General features: G+C 68.6%; 13 protein-coding genes and 1 tRNA gene. 4 read left to right on the plus strand and 10 right to left on the minus strand.

Translation table 11 applies throughout. The features are described 5' to 3' along the window. Nucleotides 1-116 precede the first annotated feature (116 nt). Nucleotides 117-833, plus strand: coding sequence for an SIMPL domain-containing protein (locus tag IM697_RS11920; protein ID WP_194047369.1), 717 nt, complete (start codon nt 117-119; stop codon nt 831-833). 145 nt (nt 834-978) lie between these two features. After that, nucleotides 979-2,415 (plus strand): pyruvate kinase, encoded by a 1,437-nt coding sequence (pyk, locus tag IM697_RS11925; protein WP_194047370.1) that lies wholly within the window; start codon nt 979-981, stop codon nt 2,413-2,415. A gap of 48 nt (nt 2,416-2,463) precedes the next feature. Here the strand turns inward: pyk and IM697_RS11930 are convergent, their stop codons facing one another. Continuing rightward, nucleotides 2,464-3,249, minus strand: coding sequence for a helix-turn-helix domain-containing protein (locus IM697_RS11930; RefSeq protein ID WP_194047372.1), 786 nt, complete (start codon nt 3,247-3,249; stop codon nt 2,464-2,466). A gap of 106 nt (nt 3,250-3,355) precedes the next feature. Continuing rightward, nucleotides 3,356-3,430: transfer RNA gene (locus IM697_RS11935), tRNA-Leu, on the minus strand. Between the two features lie 101 nt (nt 3,431-3,531). Here IM697_RS11935 and IM697_RS11940 point away from each other — a divergent pair. After that, nucleotides 3,532-4,188: an ANTAR domain-containing response regulator gene (locus IM697_RS11940; RefSeq protein ID WP_194047374.1), complete on the plus strand. Its 657-nt coding sequence runs from the start codon at nt 3,532-3,534 to the stop codon at nt 4,186-4,188. An 84-nt stretch (nt 4,189-4,272) separates the two neighbouring features. On the opposite strand, the gene IM697_RS11945 is transcribed toward IM697_RS11940, so the two are convergent. The 7 genes from IM697_RS11945 to IM697_RS11975 form a co-directional block, all read right to left on the minus strand. Continuing rightward, nucleotides 4,273-4,989, minus strand: a complete 717-nt coding sequence (locus IM697_RS11945) for an ABC transporter ATP-binding protein (RefSeq protein ID WP_194047376.1) — start codon at nt 4,987-4,989, stop codon at nt 4,273-4,275. Further along, complete coding sequence (locus IM697_RS11950) at nt 4,986-5,858, minus strand: ABC transporter ATP-binding protein (RefSeq protein WP_194047378.1); 873 nt, start codon at nt 5,856-5,858, stop codon at nt 4,986-4,988. Before IM697_RS11950 ends, IM697_RS11945 begins: the two co-directional genes overlap by 4 nt. A 5-nt stretch (nt 5,859-5,863) precedes the next feature. Continuing rightward, nucleotides 5,864-7,675: a branched-chain amino acid ABC transporter permease gene (locus tag IM697_RS11955; protein ID WP_194049680.1), complete on the minus strand. Its 1,812-nt coding sequence runs from the start codon at nt 7,673-7,675 to the stop codon at nt 5,864-5,866. A gap of 23 nt (nt 7,676-7,698) precedes the next feature. Continuing rightward, entirely contained in the window at nt 7,699-8,628 is a 930-nt protein-coding gene (locus IM697_RS11960) for a branched-chain amino acid ABC transporter permease (protein WP_194047380.1), read from the minus strand. A 114-nt stretch (nt 8,629-8,742) separates the two neighbouring features. Beyond that, nucleotides 8,743-9,972 carry a branched-chain amino acid ABC transporter substrate-binding protein gene (locus IM697_RS11965; protein ID WP_407699623.1) on the minus strand — a complete coding sequence of 410 codons (1,230 nt, stop codon included), beginning with the start codon at nt 9,970-9,972 and terminating at the stop codon, nt 8,743-8,745. 783 nt (nt 9,973-10,755) lie between these two features. Continuing rightward, entirely contained in the window at nt 10,756-11,244 is a 489-nt protein-coding gene (locus IM697_RS11970) for a hotdog fold thioesterase (RefSeq protein ID WP_194047381.1), read from the minus strand. A 51-nt stretch (nt 11,245-11,295) separates the two neighbouring features. Continuing rightward, nucleotides 11,296-13,575 carry an FdhF/YdeP family oxidoreductase gene (locus IM697_RS11975; RefSeq protein WP_194047383.1) on the minus strand — a complete coding sequence of 760 codons (2,280 nt, stop codon included), beginning with the start codon at nt 13,573-13,575 and terminating at the stop codon, nt 11,296-11,298. Nucleotides 13,576-13,749: 174 nt separating this feature from the next. Between IM697_RS11975 and polA the strand changes: the two genes are divergently transcribed. Then, nucleotides 13,750-16,476, plus strand: a complete 2,727-nt coding sequence (gene polA / locus IM697_RS11980; protein WP_194047385.1) for a DNA polymerase I — start codon at nt 13,750-13,752, stop codon at nt 16,474-16,476. 151 nt (nt 16,477-16,627) lie between these two features. On the opposite strand, the gene IM697_RS11985 is transcribed toward polA, so the two are convergent. Beyond that, the gene (locus IM697_RS11985) at nt 16,628-17,512 is read right to left on the minus strand and encodes a DUF4184 family protein (RefSeq protein ID WP_194047387.1); all 885 of its coding nucleotides are present in this window, start codon (nt 17,510-17,512) and stop codon (nt 16,628-16,630) included. Nucleotides 17,513-17,575 lie beyond the last annotated feature (63 nt).

Consider the following 17,575-nt stretch of genomic DNA (forward strand, 5'->3'; position numbering starts at 1 on the left):
GTCAACAACGCGCGTAGATTCTGACCTGGCCATGGCGAACGGCAACAGACCCCGGAGGTTTCGATCTGATGACCGACGGTGCCCGTAACCAAGCAAGCGATGACAGAGTGGGACGTATGACCGCCCCCTCAGAGGAACTTCAGCCGGCCGTCCCCTACGGCACCCCCGACGCCCCGCGCATCGCCGTCCGCGGCGAGGCCCGCCTGGAGGTCGACCCCGAGATCGCCCGCATCGGCGTCAGCGTGGCCTCCCGCGGCAAGGACCGCCGCGCCGCCCTCGACGACCTCACCCGCCGCAACACCACCGTCCTCGACCTCGTCAAGACCTACGGCGACGCGGTCGAGCGCCTGGAGACCGGCGCCTTCTCCATCAGCCCGGAACTCAAGGACAAAGGCCGCGGCGAACGTATCCACGCCTACCACGGCCGCGTCCACATCACCGCCGTACTCACCGACTTCACCGCCCTCGGCGAACTCACCACGCGCCTGGCCGACTTGGACCTCACCCGCGTGGACGGCCCCTGGTGGGCCCTGCGCCCCGACTCGTCGGCCCACCGCGAGGCACGGCAGCAGGCGGTACGCGAGGCCGTACAGCGCGCGAGGGAGTACGCGGAGGCGCTGGGGGCCTCCCTGGCCGCGCTGGTGGAACTCGCCGACATCGGCGCGGAGAACGCCGCGCCGCCATACCCCCAGGCGCCCGGCGGTCGTATGCGGTCCATGGCCTACGGCGCCGCCGAGGACGCCGCCGCGGCCCCACTCGACCTCGAACCCCAGCGCCAGCACGTCCACGCCCAGGTCAACGCCCGCTTCACGATGACGCCGCCGCAGCTGTGAAACAACCCGAGCGGGGCGCTTTCGAACGCTCATCGGAGCGCCCTGCCGCACAATTCAACACTTGTCAATAGCCCTTCACGCAAAGGTTGTTGAGTAGTCACGCTGGACCAATTCCCTACCCGCCGGTAGGTCATAGGGTCGAAACATGCGCCGAGCGAAAATCGTCTGCACCCTGGGCCCCGCCACCGATTCGTACGACCAGATAAAGGCACTGGTCGACGCCGGAATGGACATCGCCCGGTTCAACCTCAGCCACGGCGGCCACCCCGACCACGAGGAGCGCTACCAGCGCGTACGCAAGGCCTCCGACGAGACCGGGCGCAGCGTCGGCGTCCTCGCCGACCTTCAAGGCCCGAAGATCCGCCTCGGCCACTTCACCGAAGGACCTGTACTCCTTGAACGCGGAGACACCTTCACCATCAACGTGGAAGAGGGGTTCCAGGGCGACCGGGAAAGCTGCGGCACCACCTACTCCGGCCTCGCCGCCGACGTCACCCCCGGCGAACGCATCCTCGTCGACGACGGCAAGGTCTGCCTGGAGGTCACCTCCGTCGACGGACCCCGCGTCCACACCACGGTGGTCGAAGGCGGCATGGTCTCCGACAGCAAGGGCCTGAACCTCCCCGGCGTCGCGGTATCCGTCCCCGCCCTCTCGGAGAAGGACGAGGCCGACCTCCGCTGGGCGCTGCGCACCGGCTTCGACGTTATCGCGCTGTCCTTCGTGCGCAGCGGCCGGGACATCGAGGACGTGCACAGGATCATGGATGAGGAGGGCCGCCGCCTCCCGGTGATCGCCAAGGTGGAGAAGCCGCAGGCGGTCGAGGCGATCGACGACATCGTGGCCGCGTTCGACGGCATCATGGTGGCGCGCGGCGACCTGGGCGTCGAAATGCCCCTGGAACAGGTCCCGATCGTCCAGAAGCGCGCCATCAAGCTCGCCAAGCGCAACGCCAAACCGGTGATCGTGGCGACGCAGATGCTCGACTCGATGATCGACAACTCGCGCCCGACGCGTGCGGAGGCGTCGGACGTGGCCAACGCCGTGATCGATGGCACGGACGCGGTGATGCTGTCCGGCGAGACGAGCGTCGGCAAGTACCCCATCGAGACGGTCCGGACCATGGCGAAGATCGTCGAGGCGGCCGAGGAGGACATCCTCGCGAAGGGCCTCTCGCCCTTGACGGAAAGCAACAAGCCGCGGACGCAGGGGGGTGCGGTAGCTCGTGCGGCGGCGGAGATGGGCGACTTCCTGGGCGCCAAGTTCCTGGTCGCCTTCACCCAGTCCGGCGACACGGCCCGCCGCCTGTCCCGGTATCGGTCACCGATTCCGCTGCTGGCGTTCACGCCGGAGCCGGCGACGCGGTCGCAGTTGAATCTGACGTGGGGTGTGGAGACGTTCCTCGGGCCGCACGTGGAGTCGACGGACGCGATGGTCGACCAGGTGGATGAGCTGCTGTTGAAGTACGGCCGCTGTAAGAAGGGCGACACGGTGGTCATTACGGCCGGTTCGCCTCCGGGGGTGTCGGGCTCGACGAACATGGTGCGGGTGCATCACATCGGAGAGGACGACAGTCCCAAGTAGTGGGCGGAGGGCCCCTCTTCAGTCTTGAGGAGGGGCCCTTTGCGGTGGTCAGTGTTTGGGGCCTACGTGGGTGTCCATTAGGGCTACGGAGGCTTTGCGGGCGATGGAGATGTTGAACGGGTCGCTGCCGCGAGCGAGGGTGGTCCACTCGACGCCGACCTTGTCGAGGGCGTCCGTGAAGAGCTTCCTGATGTCGTCCGACTTGTTGCTGAAGAAGTAGCGCGGGTACTCGTAGCGCTTGCGTTCACCAGCTACGAGGTGCGTCGTCCAGTTGGTGATGCGGCAGCCGTCGGAGTGGATGAGGCCGCGGATGAACTCCCAGGGGTGGGCGTCGACGATGGCTTGCTGCCAAGGGATGAGAGCAATCGTGCGCTCGTGCTTCTTGCCAGGTCCGTGCTGGGGGAAGAGACACCACAAGTGCACGGAGTACAGCTTGACCTCTCGGCAGCCCTTGCGGCGGACTCGGCAGACCGAGTTTCCGGGGAACACCGACCGCATGGCGTTCTCGCACTCGTCCATGAGCCCGGGGTGCGCCTCAGCGCAAGTGATGGACAGGCTAGGGGATCGCATCGCGCGATTCTGGATGATATGACCGTCGCCCAGGTACAGGCCGAGGAGGTAAGCGTAGGCCGGAGAGTCCAGCGAGCCGTCACAACGAGGGCATGGTGGAGGTGTACGCCCCGGACACTCCCCGCGTTTCGCGCGGTCGATGTGCTTCCAGTAGCTGATCGTGCCCAGCGGGACGTTGAATTTCCGGGCGACGTCCGCGTTCCTGGCGCCGCCGCGCAGCAGGGTGAGTGCCTTCTGTCGAACCTCAGTGCCGTGAAAGTTCATGCGGTCACTCTGAGTCACTGATCGTGACCGCGCGCAGCAAAAAGCGGATGTTCACGAGAACGTGGACATCCGCTTCTGGATAGTGACCTTGGGTTCGAAGGAAAAGTGCCCCGGGTCGGACTCGAACCGACACTGTATGGGTTTTGAATCCATTGCCTGCTGCCAATTGGGCTACCGGGGCCCGGTGAATCGAAGGTTTACCTCGACCCGCTGCCCGTCCACCATACCGTAGCTAGGTAGGCTCTTGGGAGCAGCACCCCTGCCCCTGAACGAGGAGCCCCCGTGACCGCCCCCGAGTCGCCCCAGCCCGTAGACGCGCCCGACGACGACAAGTCGCACGTGCCTCCGCTGACGACCCGTGTCGTCATCGCCGAGGACGAGGCGCTGATCCGGCTCGATCTCAAAGAGATGCTCGAAGAGGAGGGGTACACCGTCGTCGGTGAGGCCGGTGATGGTGAGCAGGCCGTGGAGTTGGCGCGTGAGCACCGGCCGGACCTTGTCATCCTCGATGTGAAGATGCCGAAGATGGACGGCATCTCGGCGGCCGAGAAGATCGCTGAGGAGTCCATCGCTCCGGTGCTGATGCTGACCGCGTTCTCGCAGCGCGACCTGGTCGAGCGGGCCCGGGACGCCGGTGCCATGGCGTACCTCGTGAAGCCGTTCAGTAAGAGTGACGTCGTACCGGCCATCGAGATGGCCGTCTCGCGGTTCACGGAGCTGAAGGAGCTGGAGAAGGAGGTTGCCGACCTCACCCTGCGCCTGGAGACGCGCAAGCTCGTGGACCGGGCCAAGTCCATTCTGCAGACCGAGTACGGACTGACCGAGCCCGCCGCGTTCCGGTGGATCCAGAAGACGTCGATGGACCGGCGGATGTCGATGCAGCAGGTCGCAGAGGCCGTCATCCAGGACGCCGATGAGAAGAAGGCTGCCAAGGGCTGACCCCCGGCGCTCAGCGCTCAGCGTATGAGTGAGGCCCGCGCCCCCGGCAGGGGACGCGGGCCTCACCCGTACAGCAGGCGGCGATCAGTCCTCGCCCAGGTACGCCTTCCGTACCGACTCGTCGTGCAGCAGGTCCTGCCCGGTGCCGGAGAGGACGATCTTGCCGACCTCCATGACATGGCCGTGGTCGGCCAGGGAGAGCGCGGCCTGGGCGTTCTGCTCGATGAGCAGAATCGTGGTGCCCTGGGACTTCAGCTCCTGGATGGTCGACATGATCTTCTGCATCATGATCGGGGAGAGGCCCATACTGGGCTCGTCGAGCATGAGCAGCTTCGGCCGGGACATCAGCGCCCGTCCCATGGCGAGCATCTGCTGTTCACCGCCGGACAGGGTGCCCGCGGCCTGCTTGCGGCGCTCCCCGAGGATGGGGAACAGGTCGTAGGCGCGCCGGATGTCCTTCTCGATGCCCTCTTTGTCGTTGCGCAGGAACGCGCCGAGGCGGAGGTTGTCCTCGATCGTCATGCGGGGGAAGATGCGCCGGCCCTCGGGGGAGTGCGCGAGTCCCAGTGCGACGACCTTGTGGGCGGGGACCTTCTTCAGGGACTTGCCGTCGAACTTGATGTGGCCGGACATCGGCTGCAGCAGGCCCGACAGGGTGCGCAGTGTGGTGGTCTTGCCGGCGCCGTTGGTGCCGATGAGGGTGACGACCTCGCCCGCGTCGACCTTGAACGAGATGCCCTTGACGGCCTCGATCTTGCCGTAGGCGACCCTCAGGTCCTCGACCTCGAGCAGTGCGGTCACTGGTCGTCCCCTTCCGTGGTGCTCTGCGCGTCGGCCTCCGCAGCCTCGACTTCGGCGGCCTCCTCCTTGCCCGGCGCGCCTTCGAAGGGCGTGCCCAGGTAGGCGGCGATGACGCGCTCGTCGGCTTGGACGACCTCGGCGGGGCCCTCGACGATTTTCTCGCCCTGGACCAGGACGGCGACCCGGTCGCACAGGTTCATGATGAACCGGATGTCGTGTTCGATGACGAGGACGGCGATGCCCTTGTCCCGGATGGCGAAGACGAGTTCCTCGGTGGCGCGGGTTTCCTGCGGGTTCATACCGGCGGTCGGCTCGTCGAGGAGGAGCAGACCGGGTTGGCTCGCCAGTGCCCGGGCGATTTCCAGCTTGCGCTGTTCGCCGTAGGGCAGGTTGCGGGCGAGGTGGTCGGCCTTGGCGGCCAGGCCGGTGAACTCCAGGAGTTCCATGGCCCGTTCGCGTGATTCTTCTTCGGCCTTCTTGAAGCCGGGTAGGCGCAGCAGGGCCGACCAGAGGCCTTCCTTGGTCCGGGTGTGCCGTCCGACGAGTACGTTCTCGAGAACGGTCATGTTGGCGAAGAGCCGGATGTTCTGGAACGTGCGGGCGATGCCGGCCTGGGTGACCAGGTGTGGTCTGGGTGGCAGGACGGTGCCCTTGTAGGCGACTTTGCCCTCGGTCGGTATGTACAGGCCGGTGAGGCAGTTGAAGAAGGTCGTCTTGCCGGCGCCGTTGGGGCCGATGAGGCCGACGATCTCGCCGGTGTTGACGGTGAGGTTCACGTCGCGTACGGCGGTCAGGCCGCCGAAGCGCATGGTGACGCCGCTGGCGTCGAGCACGGTGGTGCTGGTGGGTGCGGTCGTGGTGGTGGTCATGGCGGTCACGCCCCTGCCTTGGCGACGCCGGTCGCGCCTTCGGGCAATGGCTTGTCCTCCGGTACGTCGAGCTGTCCGGTCTCGTGGAATTCGAGCTGCTTCCTGCGGTCGGCGACCAGGCCCTCGGGGCGGAAGCGCATGAGCAGGATCAGCGCGAGGCCGAAGAGGAGCAGCTGGTATTCCGCCATGAACTGGAGTTTGGCCGGGATCAGGTAGAGCAGTGCGGCGCCGATCAGCGGTCCGCTGATGGTGCCCATGCCGCCGAGGATGACGGCGGCGAGCAGGAATGCCGAGTTGGGCGGCACGGGGCCGGCGAACTGGTACTGCTCGGGGGAGACGCTGTAGGACACGTGGGCCTGGACGGTGCCGGCGAGGCCGGCGAGGGCGGCGCCGAGGGCGAATGCGAGGAGCTTGAGGCGGAAGGCGTTGATGCCCATGGCGGTGGCGGCGGTCTCGTCCTCTCGGATGGCGACCCAGGCGCGGCCGATGCGGGATTCCGCCGAGCGGCGGAAGACCATCACGACGATCGCCGTGAACAGCAGCATCAGCAGGTAGTAGTTGGCCGAGCGGGTGAGCTCGTGGCCGAGGACGTCGTGCGGGACTCCGAGGTTGAATCCGAGGATCTCCAGGTCGGGGATCTGGGGGATGCCGTTGGAGCCGTTGGTGACGTCCGGTCCGCTGTTGCCGTTGAGGTTGTTCATGGTGATGCGGAAGATCTCACCGAAGCCGAGCGTGACGATGGCGAGGTAGTCGCCGCGCAGTCGCAGGGTCGGGGCACCGATCACCACGCCGAAGATCAGTGAGGCGGCGGCGCCGGTGAGGACGGCCGCCCAGAACGGGAACTGGACGCCGATGGTCGATGCCGGGGAGCCGGAGACCAGGGCGGCGGCGTAGGCGCCGACGCCGAGGAAGGCGACGTAGCCGAGGTCGAGCAGGCCGGCAAGGCCGACGACGACGTTGAGGCCCAGGGCGACCGTGGCGAAGATCAGGATGTTCGCGCCGATGAGGGCGAACTGGTCGTTGGTCTGGGTGAAGGGGAAGCAGATCGCCGCGACGAAGGCCGCTGTGAGGGTGACGTTGCGGTGCTTGGCGGTCAGTGCCGACAGGCGCTTGAGCAGGCCGGCGCGGGTGACGGCGATGATGCCGAACGCGGCGATGATCAGGAAGCCGATGAACAGTTCGGAGTATTCGGTGCCGATGCCGTACGCGAACACGTACAGGCCGATGCCGAAGCCGACGGCGATGATCAGGATCTCGGCCCAGGAGGGCAGTTCCTTGGCGCGGCCGGGGTCGGGGGCGGTGAGTGAGTGGCGGATACGGCCCCACAGGTTGGGGTCCGGTTCCGCCGCGCCGTAGGGCTGGTCGGCCGGGAGGCCGAGGGCGCCGATCACGGCGATGAGAGCGCCGATGCCGGAGACCCAGGCGCCGGGCTCGAGGTTGACGAGGCCGCCGAGTTCCTGGCTGATGGCGCCCATGGCGTAGCCGGTGGTGCCGAGCACGCCGAGGGCGGCGAGCAGGACGGGGCTGTTCTTGCCGCCGGGGGTGAGCCAGCCCAGGCCGCGGATGCCGTAGCCGGAGATGGCGAACAGCAAGGTGAGCAGGGAGCCGGCGAGGGTGAGGACCTGAAGGCCGCCGGGGTAGCCGGTGATGGTGAGTTTGCCGGGGAACTCCTCGGTCCAGGTCCAGGCGAGGAAGGTGCCTATGAGGGCGATGGCGGAGCCGGCGAGGGCCAGTATGCGTGCCATGGCCTGCGGCAGCGGGATGATCGGCGTGGCCTGGGCGGTGGACGCCTTGGTGGTGCCGGTGGTCTTGTCCATGGGGGTTTCGGTGGTCATGGGTATCACGCCCGATCCGCGACGCGTTCGCCGAGCAGGCCCTGTGGCCTGAACAGCAGGACGAGGATGAGCAGGCTGAACGCCCATACGTCCTTCCAGGCGCCGCCGCCGAAGAGGTCCATGCCGGGGATGTCGCCGACGTAGCCGGTGGCGAGGGACTCGGCGACGCCGAGGACGATGCCGCCGAGCATGGCGCCGTAGATGTTGCCGATGCCGCCGAGTACGGCGGCGGTGAAGGCCTTGAGGCCCATCAGGAAGCCCATGCGGAAGCCGACCTGACCGTTCTTCAGGCCGTAGGCGACGGCGGCGACGGCGGCGAACGCGGCACCGATGGCGAACGCCATGACGATGATGCGGTCGGTGTTGATGCCCATCAGCTTGGCCGTGTCGGGGTCCTGGGCGGTGGCCTGCATGCCGCGGCCGGAGCGCGTCTTGGTGACGAAGAGGCCGAGGGCGAGCATGCACAGCGGGGCGGCTATGAGAACGAAGAGGTCGCCGCGCTGGATGTTGGCGCCGAGGATGTCGATGGAGCTGCCCTGGAACCGTGGGAAGGGGTGGTCCTTCTTGGCGTCCGGGTACCACATCCACACGGCCTGCTGGAGGACGATGGACAGGCCGATGGCGGTGATGAGGGGGGCCAGCCGTGGTGCGCCGCGCAGCGGGCGGTAGGCGAACCGTTCCGCCGCCATGCCGACGGTGACGGAGACGAGGACGCCGCCGATGATCATGAGTGGTACGGCGGCGCCGAGGCCGAAGCCTTCGGGAAGCACCAGCCAGACGGTCAGGGCCCCGAAGCCCCCGACCATGAAGATCTCGCCGTGGGCGAAGTTGATGAGCTGGACGATGCCGTAGACCATCGTGTAGCCGATCGCGATGAGTCCGTACATCGCGCCGAGGATGAGTCCATTGGCCAGCTGTTGCGGCAGTTCGTTCACCGCAGGGCCTCCGTGGAGTGGTTCGGATATGGCGCCGCGCGGGGAGCGCTGGTGGGCGCTTCCCGCGCGGCCTGGATCAATGTGTGAGGTGGGAGGGCTCTCTACTCGTCCTCGTCAGCCGAGCTTGGGTTCGCCGCTGTACTCGGGCGCCCAGGCGTTGTTCTTGATCTTGTAGGCGGTCATCGTGTGGTTCGTGGTGTCACCGAACTCGTCGAAGGAGATGGTGCCGGTGACGCCGTCGAACTTGACCTTGCTCATGGCGTCCAGGACCGCCTTGCGGCCGTCGGAGGGGACCTTGCCGTCGTTGCCCTCGACCGCCAGCTTGACGGCCTCGATGATGGCCCAGGTGGCGTCGTAGGTGAGGCCGCCGTAGGCCTCGTAGGCGTCCTCGTAGCCGCCCGCCTCGTAGTTCTTGATGAACGTCTTGGCGGAGTCGAGCTGCTCGACCGGCTTGCCCACGGAGGTGGCGAGGTCGCCCTCGGCCTTCTTGTTCAGCTTCGGGAACTCGCCGGAGTAGATGCCGTCGCCGCCCATGAACGGGATGTTCTGGCCGCTGTCCTTGAGCTGCTGGCTCAGCGGGGCGGCCGCCGGGTACTCGCCGCCGTAGTAGAGGGCTTCGGCGCCGGTCTTCTTGATCTTGGCGACGACGGCGTTGAAGTCACGGTCGTCGGGGTTGATGTGGTCGGTGCCGACGATCTGGCCGCCGAACTTGGTGAAGTTCGTCTTGAAGGAGGCGGCGAGGCCCGCGCCGTAGGTCTTCTGGTCGTCGATCAGGTAGACCTTCTTGACCTTGGCCTTGTTGTACAGGTAGTCCGCGGCGAAGGCGCCCTGGATCTCGTCCGTGGTGGCCGTGCGGAAGAACGTCTTGAACTGGCGGACCGAGTTGCCGGTCTTCCAGCCGTCGCCCTGGGTCAGCTCCGTACCGGTGTTGGCCGGGGAGACCTGGGTCAGGCCGGCGTCGTTGAACGGCTTCTGCATCTGCTGCGAGACGCTGGAGTTCAGCGGGCCCACGACGCCGAGGACGTCCTTGTTGCTGATGAACTTCTGGGCGTTCTGCTGGCCGACGGTGGGCTGCGCCTGGTCGTCGAGGGGCTCGAGCTTGAACTCGACGCCCTTGACGAACTCCTCCTTGTTGGCCGTCTTGACGGCCAGGTCGGCGGAGTTCTGCATGCCGAGGCCGAGTGCGGACAGGTCGCCGGTCAGCGGAGCGTCGAGGCCGATCACAACTGTGGTCTTGTCGCCGTTGCTGCTGCCGCCGTCGTCGTCACGCGACCCACAAGCCGTAAGTGTCAGCGATCCCGCCGCGAGCGCGGCGGTTATGGCGATGATCGAACGTTGACGCACGAATCAGGTCCTTTCCCTGGCACGGCGGTTCCCCGTGGAACGCGCCGAGTCGAGCGCTGGGTCGAAGTGACTTCGAATCCGGAAGCTCGGTGACTGGCGGTGACTCTAAGCGTGCGCGGGGAACATGGAGGAGGCTCTGACCAAGGCTGTGACGCTCTTGTTATGACACGGGGTAACACAGAGCGGTACTCCGTGGGGGGAAGAGCGGATTTCCGGCCGATTCGCCCTGTCCGCATAGTGAGAATCCGCAGCGTTCGCGCGTAGCTTCTTCACGAGTGTTCACAGGTTTTGCTGATGACCCGGATCGTCGCCGGAGGCTACCAGGGGGTATCCGGCGCCTCGCGTGAAAGATGATCACCGGGTTGGAACTCTTGGTTCCCATTGCAGGCGTATTACGCAGAGTTACGAATGTGAAAGGAGTGCGGCGGTCTTCTGCACTTTCGTGCAGGGGGCACCGAAAGCGGAATTGAGGATTGCCGGTTCAACCCCATGGACCTCCGGTCGGCTCGCCTTTTCGGTACTGCTCCACCGCTGTGCGGCTGGAGTCGCCGACGGGAAGGGCGAGTTGGCGCTCGCGCCGGACTCGGCCGCCTCGCCCCGCGCCCGAATCCCCGCAGCCGGCCGCCGATACGGCGGCCGACGGCGCCAGTCCGACCGCGGCCCCCTTCCGGCTGGGCCCTCCCGTCACCATGCCCCGACGTTATGCGCCCGGGCCCTCCGCTTTCAACGGCGGGGAGACACAAGGGGGTTGATGGTCACCGGAGCGTCGCCGGGGTGCAGGCGTCACTTCGCCGCCCGCACATGCTCCCCGTCGCTCGGCCGCACGTCCCGCAGCAGGCAGGTCAGTCGCGCGCTGCACACCCGCCGACCCTGCTCGTCGCTGATCACGATCTCGTACGTCGCCGTCGAGCGGCCCTGGTGCAGGGGCGTGGCCACGCCGGTGACGAGGCCGGAGCGCACGCCCCGGTGGTGGGTGCAGTTGAGGTCGACACCGACCGCGATCTTGGAGCTGCCGGCGTGCAGCATCGCCCCCACCGACCCGAGCGTCTCGGCGAGCACCGCGGAGGCGCCGCCGTGCAGCAGTCCGTACGGCTGGGTGTTCCCCTCCACCGGCATGGTCCCGACGACCCGCTCGGCGGAGGCTTCCAGTATCTGGACACCCATGCGCGTCCCGAGGTGCCCGGCGGAGAACAGGGCCGGCAGGTCGACGCCGAGCGCGGCGTACTCGTCGATGACCTCTTGCGGGAACTTCACGTGCTGCTGCTCGCCCATGGAGCCGGCTCCGTTCGTCGTGCTCGATCGGTAAGGCGACTGAGCAAACGCTCAGTCGGTCGCCGATTGTTCCAGACGTACGACGACGGACTTGCTGGCCGGGGTGTTGCTGGTGTCCGCGGTGGCGTCCAGCGGGACCAGGACGTTGGTCTCCGGGTAGTAGGCGGCCGCGCAGCCGCGGGCCGTCGGATAGTGCACCACCCGGAAGCCGGGCGCCCGCCGCTCGATCCCGTCCCTCCACTCGCTCACCAGGTCGACGTACGACCCGTCGGCGATGTTCAGCCGCTGGGCGTCCTCCGGGTTGACCATGACGACCCGGCGGCCGTTCCTGATCCCCCGGTAGCGGTCGTCCAGGCCGTAGATCGTGGTGTTGTACTGGTCGTGCGACCGCAGCGTCTGCAGCAGCAGCCGCCCTTGTGGCACCCGCGGGTACTCGATCGGGGCCGCGGTGAAGTTGGCCTTGCCGGTCGCCGTCGGGAAGCGGCGCTCGTCGCGCGGGGCGTGCGGGAGCGTGAAGCCGCCGGGACGGGCCACGCGCGCGTTGAAGTCCTCGAAACCGGGGATCACGCGCGCGATGCGGTCCCGGATCGTCGCGTAGTCCTTCTCGAACTCCTCCCACGGCGTCGGGCTGTCCTCGCCCAGCACCCGCCGCGCCAGCCGGCACACGATCGCCGGCTCCGACAGCAGATGGGTGCTCGCCGGCTCCAGCTTGCCCCGGGAGGCGTGGACCATGCCCATGGAGTCCTCGACGGTCACGAACTGCTCGCCGCCGCCCTGAAGGTCGCGCTCGGTGCGGCCGAGGGTGGGCAGGATCAGCGCACGGGCGCCGGTGACGGCATGGCTGCGGTTGAGCTTCGTCGACACGTGCACGGTCAGCCGGGCGCGCCGCATCGCCGCCTCGGTGACGTCGGTGTCGGGCGTGGCCGCCACGAAGTTGCCGCCCATCGCGAAGAAGACCTTCGCCTCGCCGTCGCGCATCGCCCGGATGGCCCGGACGACGTCGTAGCCGTGCTCGCGCGGCGGCGCGAAGCCGAACTCCTTCTCCAGGGCGTCCAGGAAGGCCGGGGCGGGCCGCTCGAAGATGCCCATCGTCCGGTCGCCTTGCACGTTCGAGTGACCGCGCACCGGGCACACGCCCGCGCCCGGGCGGCCGATGTTCCCGCGCAGCAGAAGGAAGTTGACGACCTCGCGGATGGTCGGCACCGAGTGCTTGTGCTGGGTCAGGCCCATGGCCCAGCACACGATGGTGCGCCGCGAGGCGAGGATCATCGCCATGGCCTTGTCGATGTCCTCGCGGGTGAGGCCGGTCGCCGTCAGGGTCTCGTCCCAGTCGGCGGCGCGGGCGGCCTCGGCGAACTCCTCGTAGCCATGGGTGTGCTCGCGGACGAACTCCTCGTCGAGCGCGCCCTCCGTCTGAAGGATCAGCTTGTTGAGGAGGCGGAAGAGAGCCTGGTCGCCGCCGATGCGGATCTGCAGGAACAAGTCGGTGAGCGCGGCGCCCTTGAGCATGCCCTGCGGGGTCTGCGGGTTCTTGAAGCGCTCCAGGCCGGCCTCGGGCAGCGGATTGACGGTGATGATCTTCGCCCCGGCCGCCTTGGCCTTCTCCAGGGCGGAGAGCATGCGCGGATGGTTCGTGCCCGGGTTCTGCCCGGCGACGATGATCAGGTCCGCCTTGTACAGGTCCTCGAGCAGGACGCTGCCCTTGCCGACGCCGATGGTCTCGGACAGCGCCGACCCGGACGACTCGTGGCACATGTTGGAGCAGTCCGGCAGGTTGTTCGTGCCGAGCTCGCGCGCGAAGAGCTGGTAGAGGAACGCGGCCTCGTTGCTGGTGCGGCCTGAGGTGTAGAAGACGGCCTCGTCGGGGGAGGCGAGGGCGGCGATCTCCTCGGCGACGATGTCGAAGGCGCGCTCCCAGGACACCGGCTCGTAGTGCGTGCCCCCTTCGGGCAGGTACATGGGGTGGGTGAGCCGCCCCTGCTGCCCCAGCCAGTAACCGCTCCTGGTCGCGAGGTCGGCGACCGGGTGCGCGGCGAAGAACTCCGGGGTGACCCGGCGCAGGGTGGCCTCCTCGGCCACCGCCTTCGCGCCGTTCTCACAGAACTCCGCCTTGTGCCGGTGGTCCGGCTCCGGCCAGGCGCAGCCCGGGCAGTCGAACCCGTTCTTCTGATTGACGCTGAGCAGTGTCAGCATGGTCCGCTTCACGCCCATCTGCTGCCGCGCGATGCGCAGGGTGTGCCCGATGGCGGGCAGTCCCGCCGCCGCGTGCTGCGGCTCGGCGACCTGCGGCGCGTCCTGAACCGGATCACCCTTGGGCGGCTTGGTGGCCATCGCGCACTCCTTCGCACCTACACGTGTGAGCTACATCTCCGATCCTCGCACGCCCCACCGACAACGGGGCGTGAGGTCCCAGCACCCGGACTCCGCCCCGCTGCGGGCTCCCGCGCGGGGCCGTACTCCCCCGATGGGGACCGACTGTCAGTGGGGCGTGGCAGGATCGGGGGCGTGGCAGAGACAGCATCGAAGCAGACCGACAACAGCCCCGGCGGCAGCCGACCGCGCCTGATGCTCATGGACGGGCACTCGCTGGCGTACCGCGCCTTCTTCGCGCTGCCCGCGGAAAACTTCACGACCGCGACGGGCCAGCCGACGAACGCGATCTACGGCTTCGCGTCGATGCTGGCCAACACGCTGCGCGACGAGGCGCCCACCCACTTCGCGGTGGCCTTCGACGTGTCCCGCAAGACATGGCGCTCCGAGGAGTTCACCGAGTACAAGGCGAACCGCTCCAAGACCCCGGACGAGTTCAAGGGCCAGGTCGAGCTGATCGGCGAGCTGCTCGACGCGATGCACGTCTCGCGGTTCGCCATCGACGGCTTCGAGGCCGACGACGTGATCGCCACCCTCGCCACCCAGGCCGAGGCGGCCGGCTTCGAGGTGCTGATCGTCACCGGCGACCGCGACTCCTTCCAGCTCGTCAGCGAGCACACCACGGTGCTGTACCCGACCAAGGGCGTCTCCGAGCTGACCCGCTTCACCCCGGAGAAGGTCTTCGAGAAGTACGGCCTGACGCCCGCCCAGTACCCCGACTTCGCGGCCCTGCGCGGCGACCCCTCCGACAACCTGCCGGGCATCCCGGGCGTCGGCGAGAAGACCGCCGCGAAGTGGATCAACCAGTTCGGCTCGTTCGCGGAGCTGGTCGAGCGCGTCGAGGAGGTCAAGGGCAAGGCCGGCCAGAACCTCCGCGACCACCTGGAGGCGGTCAAGCTCAACCGCCGGCTGACCGAGCTGGAGCGGGGGGTCGAGCTGCCCAAGACCGTCACCGACCTCGCGCGCGAGGCGTACGACCGCAAGGCCGTATCGATGGTCCTGGACACCCTGGAGATCAGGAACCCGTCCCTGCGCGAGCGTCTCTTCGGCGTGGACCCGGGCGCCGAGGAGGCGGAGACCACCCCGATCGCCACCGACGGCGTGGAGCTGGACGGCACGGTGCTCGGCACCGGCGAGCTGGCGCCGTGGCTGGCGGAGCACGGCGACCGGCCACTCGGCGTGGCCACCGTCGACACCTGGGCGCTGGGCACCGGCTCGGTCACCGAGGTCGCGCTCGCGGCGGGTGACGGCGCGGCCGCCTGGTTCGACCCGGCGCAGCTGGACGAGGCCGACGAGCAGGCGTTCGCGGCCTGGCTGGCCGACGCCGCGAGGCCGAAGGTCTTCCACAACGCCAAGGGCGCGATGCGGGTCTTCGCCGAGCACGGCTGGAGCATCGAGGGCGTGCGCATGGACACCGCGCTCGCCGCCTACCTGGTCAAGCCGGGCCGCCGCTCCTTCGACCTGGACGCGCTGTCCCTGGAGTACCTGCACCGCGAGCTGGCCCCCGCCGCCGCGGCCGACGGCCAGCTCGCCTTCGGCACGGACGACGGCGCCGAGGCCGACGCGCTGATGATCCAGGCCCGCGCGGTCCTCGACCTGGGCGAGGCCTTCGAGAGCCGCCTTCAGGAGGTCGGCGCCGCGGACCTGCTGCGGGACATGGAACTGCCGACCTCGGCCCTGCTGGCCCGGATGGAGCGGCACGGCATCGCGGCCGACCGGGCCCACCTGGAGGCCATGGAGCAGATGTTCGCGGGCGCCGTCCAGCAGGCGGTGAAGGAAGCGCACGCGGCGGCCGGGCGCGAGTTCAACCTGGGCTCGCCCAAGCAGCTCCAGGAGGTCCTCTTCGGCGAGCTGGCCCTGCCCAAGACGAAGAAGACCAAGACCGGCTACACGACCGACGCCGACGCACTCGCCTGGCTCGCCGGCCAGACCGAGAACGAACTGCCGGTCATCATGCTGCGCCACCGCGAGCAGGCGAAGCTCCGCGTCACCGTCGAGGGCCTGATCAAGACGATCGCGACGGACGGCCGGATCCACACCACCTTCAACCAGACGGTCGCGGCGACCGGCCGCCTCTCCTCGACCGACCCGAACCTGCAGAACATCCCGGTCCGCACCGACGAGGGCCGGGCGATCCGCCGGGGCTTCGTGGTCGGCGAGGGCTTCGAGTCCCTGATGACCGCGGACTACAGCCAGATCGAACTGCGCGTGATGGCCCACCTGTCCGAGGACGAGGGCCTGATCGAGGCGTTCACCTCGGGCGAGGACCTGCACACCACGGCCGCCTCGCAGGTGTTCGCCGTGGAGCCCACCGCGGTGGACGCGGAGATGCGCCGCAAGATCAAGGCGATGTCGTACGGCCTGGCGTACGGCCTGTCGGCCTTCGGCCTCTCCCAGCAGCTCAACATCGACGCGGGCGAGGCCCGGGCCCTGATGGACGCCTACTTCGAGCGCTTCGGCGGCGTACGGGACTATCTGCGCCGCGCGGTCGACGAGGCACGGGCGACGGGCTACACGGCGACCCTCTTCGGCCGCCGCCGCTACCTCCCCGACCTCAACAGCGACAACCGCCAGCGCCGCGAGGCCGCCGAGCGCATGGCCCTCAACGCCCCCATCCAGGGCACGGCGGCGGACATCGTCAAGATCGCCATGCTCAATGTGGACCGGGCCCTGCGCGAGGCGAACCTCTCCTCCCGCATGCTCCTCCAGGTCCACGACGAAATCGTGCTGGAGATCGCCCCCGGCGAGCGCGAGGCCGCGGAGGCACTGGTCCGCCAGGAGATGTCCAACGCGGTCCACCTCAGGGTGCCGCTGGGCGTCTCGGTGGGCGCGGGTGCGGACTGGGAGTCGGCGGCGCACTAGCCGTTCGGCAACATATCGACGCCGGATCAGTTCCCCGCGCCCAAGGGGCGCGGGGCTGTGACATCAGCGGCTCCGCCGCGGGGCGCGACCAGCCACGAACAACCCGCACCCCCCATCCCACAACAACCCGGCAGACGTGCAGGAACCCGGCTCAACCCCCGGAGGGACGCGCCGCCCGACCGCTACGGCTCGGCTCCCTCCCGGCATCGCCGGCACCCGCACCCGTACTGCCAGAGCCCGCAGCCGGACGCCACACCCTGACCCCCAGGGCGTACAGCGGCAGCCCCAGGACGAGCCCCGCGCCCGCCCCGAAACACAGGGTCGGGATCAGCTCCCAGTACTTCGCGGTGGACCCCCAGTAAGCCCACCAGCGCGCCGCCCGCTGCACCGCCGCCACCCCGGCCAACCCGCCGATCACCGCGCAGGCCAGCCACCGGTCCCGTGCCGAAAGCACCGGTACCCCCACCGGCGCGGCGGCAGGGGACCGCCGTAGCGCCACGACCACGAACGCGACGATGACGAGCGCCGCCACCGCCGAGCCGCCGTACTGCAGATACCAGTACAGGGGCGACCCCGCGATCTCCTCGCCCAGGACCGGGAACAGCCGCATCCCCCAGCGGTCGAGATGGGTGAACGCGTCCCAGACGACGTGCGTCAGGGAGCCCAGTGCGGCGGAGGCGTACCAACTCGCCGCCAGCGACGGCCGGACACGCGCGCGTGGCGCCCCGCAGCGCAGCAGCGTGGCCATCCGTGCCTGCCGCCGCACCGGCAGCAGTGCCACCAGCGGTTCGCGCAGCAGGAGCCACAGGCCCACCAGCGCCCAGGCGACCACCACATCGACCGTGAACACGCCCGCGAACGAGTGCGTGACATCGCCGAACTCCATCGCCCCCGGCAGGACACTCGCCGCGTAGTAGGTCATGTCGGGAGCAAAGGACCCCGCCACCAACACGGCCGGCGCCAGCGTGCCCCGGCCGGTTCCGTCGGTGCGTACGGCGGGCAGTACGGCCGCCGCATGACTGAGCGTGAACGGCAACAGGGCTCCTTGTGCGGTTGATTGACGGGACGGTTCGGGCCCGGGTTTGGTGAAGCCAGTATG

The sequence above is a fragment of the Streptomyces ferrugineus genome, assembly GCF_015160855.1.
Taxonomy (GTDB): domain Bacteria; phylum Actinomycetota; class Actinomycetes; order Streptomycetales; family Streptomycetaceae; genus Streptomyces; species Streptomyces ferrugineus.

What these genes read in the sequence shown, in the direction of transcription:
- IM697_RS11920 (WP_194047369.1), top strand. Translation starts at nt 117, where the DNA reads ATGACCGCCCCCTCAGAGGAACTTCAGCCGGCCGTCCCCTACGGCACC.
- pyk (WP_194047370.1), top strand. Translation starts at nt 979, where the DNA reads ATGCGCCGAGCGAAAATCGTCTGCACCCTGGGCCCCGCCACCGATTCG.
- IM697_RS11930 (WP_194047372.1), bottom strand. Translation starts at nt 3,249, where the DNA reads ATGAACTTTCACGGCACTGAGGTTCGACAGAAGGCACTCACCCTGCTG.
- IM697_RS11950 (WP_194047378.1), bottom strand. Translation starts at nt 5,858, where the DNA reads ATGACCACCACCACGACCGCACCCACCAGCACCACCGTGCTCGACGCC.
- IM697_RS11955 (WP_194049680.1), bottom strand. Translation starts at nt 7,675, where the DNA reads ATGGACAAGACCACCGGCACCACCAAGGCGTCCACCGCCCAGGCCACG.
- IM697_RS11970 (WP_194047381.1), bottom strand. Translation starts at nt 11,244, where the DNA reads ATGGGCGAGCAGCAGCACGTGAAGTTCCCGCAAGAGGTCATCGACGAG.
- IM697_RS11975 (WP_194047383.1), bottom strand. Translation starts at nt 13,575, where the DNA reads ATGGCCACCAAGCCGCCCAAGGGTGATCCGGTTCAGGACGCGCCGCAG.